Origin of the sequence: Thalassovita litoralis, from assembly GCF_900182725.1 — a bacterium.
In the GTDB taxonomy this organism is placed as follows: Bacteria; Pseudomonadota; Alphaproteobacteria; order Rhodobacterales; family Rhodobacteraceae; genus Thalassobius; species Thalassobius litoralis.
Genome location: NZ_FXTO01000065.1, coordinates 1 through 3378, shown reverse-complemented (window position 1 = coordinate 3378; position 3378 = coordinate 1). Strand labels below are relative to the sequence as shown.

The 3378-nt window shown below is 53.3% G+C and carries 3 protein-coding genes; 2 read left to right on the top strand and 1 reads right to left on the bottom strand.

From position 1 onward, the window contains the following. Nucleotides 1-56 precede the first annotated feature (56 nt). Nucleotides 57-224, bottom strand: coding sequence for a hypothetical protein (locus FN828_RS20710; RefSeq protein WP_185959109.1), 168 nt, complete (start codon nt 222-224; stop codon nt 57-59). A 343-nt stretch (nt 225-567) separates the two neighbouring features. On the opposite strand from FN828_RS20710, the gene FN828_RS20200 reads away from it, so the two are divergent. Continuing rightward, on the top strand, nt 568-1701 hold the full coding sequence (locus tag FN828_RS20200; protein WP_142495106.1) for a hypothetical protein: 1134 nt from the start codon (nt 568-570) through the stop codon (nt 1699-1701). Nucleotides 1702-2286: 585 nt separating this feature from the next. Continuing rightward, entirely contained in the window at nt 2287-2922 is a 636-nt protein-coding gene (locus FN828_RS20195) for a hypothetical protein (RefSeq protein WP_142495105.1), read from the top strand. The last annotated feature ends 456 nt before the right edge of the window (nt 2923-3378 follow it).

The following is a 3378-nucleotide window of genomic DNA, read 5'->3' as shown; positions in this document are numbered from 1 at the left end:
ACACCGCGACTGCCCAAGCAGGGCTGATGCTGGCGACCACGATCAGAACGAACAGCTCAAGCATCATCGTTCCCCCATGTTGCCACGACCAGCACAAGCACCAGTGCCGCCACAGCCGGATGCGACCGCGACGCGACCCACAGCAGCGTGGTCACCACGGCCCTTGGGGTCGGCTGAATCAAAAAGCCCCCGGCCAGCACGCCGAGGGCAGACAAGATCTTCATTTGGAAATCCTCCTATATCTATGGTTCCATTATAGATACGAAGGGTTCCTCGGTTTTTTTGGGGGGGCGGCTCCGGACATTCGCGATTTACGGTCGTGCCGCGTCGCAGCTTTCGCTTTCCTGCTGTTCGTGCAGCCCGCAGCAAATCCGACTGACGAGATGGTGGGTATGCGGACGAAGCCGCCGTTCATCCCAAATTTTTGATGACTGATAGCGGCCTTAAACGGTTATTGTCTTTCGGTCCTATTGGCAAATTGTGGACTTGTCGCTTGCACAGGGGCACTATATTAGCAGCTTTCCAATAAATTACGATAACGTCCCAGAACAGAAAGGGGTAACATCGGTGACGACATTTTCGACTATCCATGGCGTTTGGATGATCTGCTTCTTGGCGCTGTTCGCGTCGGAAGTTCCGGCTTACGCAGGAGAACTCCGACGAACTCCCGAAATCAACCAATGCGACTATATCTTTTCCGGTGAAGTTGAAGCAGGAGACGCGCGCAAAATTGATGAGGGCATTCCAGCTACTGCTTCCGGGTCACGACTGTGCCTTAACAGTCCCGGAGGAGACTTCCTCGAGGGGCTTCGCATTTTTTATGTCATTTGGAATAAGGGGTCGGTCGCAACGCGCGTCAGAAGCAGCGACAGATGCTTGTCAGCCTGTGCAATTGGATTTCTAGGTGGTTCGTTGGTGGTTGGAAGCGGGGCTATTAGGGCGCAAAATACCATTATCGAGCCGGGCGCATGGCTGGGCTTTCACGCTCCTCGCCTCGTGCTACCGGAAGGCCGAGCGCATTCGTCTTCAGTGGTTCAGAAAGCTTACGCCCTTGCCCTTTTGGACTCGTCCCATCTATTCGAGCTTACTCAGATAAAGGAGCACGGCGCGATTGGTATGTCAGACTTTCTTTTTGCTCGGACGATATCCACTCCCCCAGAATCAATGTACAATATCGACACCATCGGAAGAGCTAGTTTGGCGCGTATCGACGTTGCAAATGTGCCAATGCCGCCACTTTCGTGGGAAGGTATGCGCAACGTTTGTGATACGGCAATTGTGATGACAGACGAGCGCATCTCAGGCGTGGAGAGCGTCGAAGCCGCGTTCCGTGGTTTTTCTGATACGGGACATGATGGGTCAGGCAGGCCAATTCCCCTCAATGACCGAGTTTGGAGCTGGAGATCGGGCAATTTCTCCAATTTTGTCATTAGAGGATATTATGCACCCCACGTGAACGAAAAGTTCTGTAAAATCTCTTTGAGCCAATTCGCCATGGCAAGAGAGCTGGGTTTGCCCTTATTGGAGCGGGATGCAACCTTGCAGTCGTTTTCGGTCACTCTTTGGACGGATGCTCACGTTCCGGTTGATAAGTCCTTTTCAGCTTATGCGGAAAATTCCGTTAAAATGAATGAACGGATATCGGTTCCATGGACAGCTTTGTGGGACCCAATGACTCCTCTTGAGAAATTTACTCAGTGATGGCGCGAACGTCCGCTGTCGGCAGCCGACTTTGCAAACTCCGCTTCCTGCGCTTAGCTACCGTTGGCGAAGGTTGCAGCGCCCGTCAAAGAGGGCTCGAACCGGGCTTGCTACGTCGCAGAGAGTTTCGGAGTTACAGAGCTGCCTGAATGCCGTCTTACGCAGTAGCGGAATGTTTGGTTTGCGCTCGCGGAGAAAGTCCGCAATCCCGTCCTTCCACATGCGCAACCATCCAAAGATACCTACCTCCTATCCAAATGGGGTATTGCATTCACGCTACACCCCCCAAGAATGATTTTCAGGTGGCTATCAACTATGATGGAATCGCCATATCGGTCAGGTCCAGATTGTTCTGGAGACGAAATTGTGACCCTTATCGTTTTGTTTGGCCTTGTCGCGGTCCTTGCGCTGCTGCTTGCTCTGCCCCGCTGCCTGATCGCCTGATAGCCCTCACGGAAGAGTGCCCTCCTCCACCGCCCCAACCGTTGCCTCACTTGCCAAGAGTCGGCTATGTATTGGTACAGGACCACTGCCTTTGGCGACACACCGATACAGATAACAGAGCTTCAAAACGGAGAGTTCCCGATGAAAAAGTTAGTCATAGCCTCCCTGTTTACTCTGTTTGCCACGCAAGCCTTGGCAGGCTCTTGGGAGACACGATGTGAAACTAGCTCCGTTCCGTATCAGGAAACCGTAAAGGGTGGAAAACCCGGTGAGGTCATTGGCGGTGCGCTGATCGGTGGCGTACTGGGCAAAGCGGTGACAGGCAAAGATGGCGGTGCCGTAGCGGGGGCCATCATCGGGGGCGCTGTAGCAAACGAATCCAGCCGCCGTACCGTCACGAAGTACAAAGAGGTTGAAACCTGCAAACAGGTTTTTGTCCCCGCCCAGATTTATGACAAGGCAACACTGCAAGACACCATCCTGCGTCTCAATGCCGGTGAGCGTATGAGCAAAGAACTGGTGATGGACGTTCAGTATACCATTGGCGTCTCACCTGATGGAATTTGGGGGCCGCAATCTGTCAGAGCTTCGAACGCCTATCTGGATGGAAATATTCCGACCACCCAACCAGCGACAACAGACAGCAGCCCCCTTTACTCGCTCATGGTGAATGACGTTGTCGTGGTAAGCTCGTATGATCTGGCCGCCATTGATGACATCAAAAGCGGACTGCTTCGCGCTGGTGTTGAGGCTAAAATCTTGGTCGACGCAAAATAGTCCACCGCCCCAACCGTTGCCCCAGTCGCCAACGATCGGCAAAATTCCGGTACAGGTTCATCGTAGGGGTTCGAATCCTACCACCCCAGCCATTTCACTCAGTGATCGTGATAGGTTGTGTTCTTGGATCGTGATCCAAGTGGCGGTTGACGAATGCCCCACTGGATGCCCCACGTGTTCAATGGGGAGTGACGTTAAATTGCCTTCGTCTTACTTGGTCGGCACGCTGTCAGGTGCAGAAAATCAAATTCAGCGATATATCCGCCTCGCCGCTTGGGTATCTGCCTTGCACGAAGGCTGTCCCGGAAAAAATCGTTGGATATGATTATGCCGTTCTTTTCATCTGCCAGTTCGATAATTCGTAAGCTTACGCCGAGGGCCGTCTGGCGGGCTGATTTCGCGAGGGTTTAACGAGTGTCCTTATGGACGCACACGAAGACACCCCCCGCATTGAAG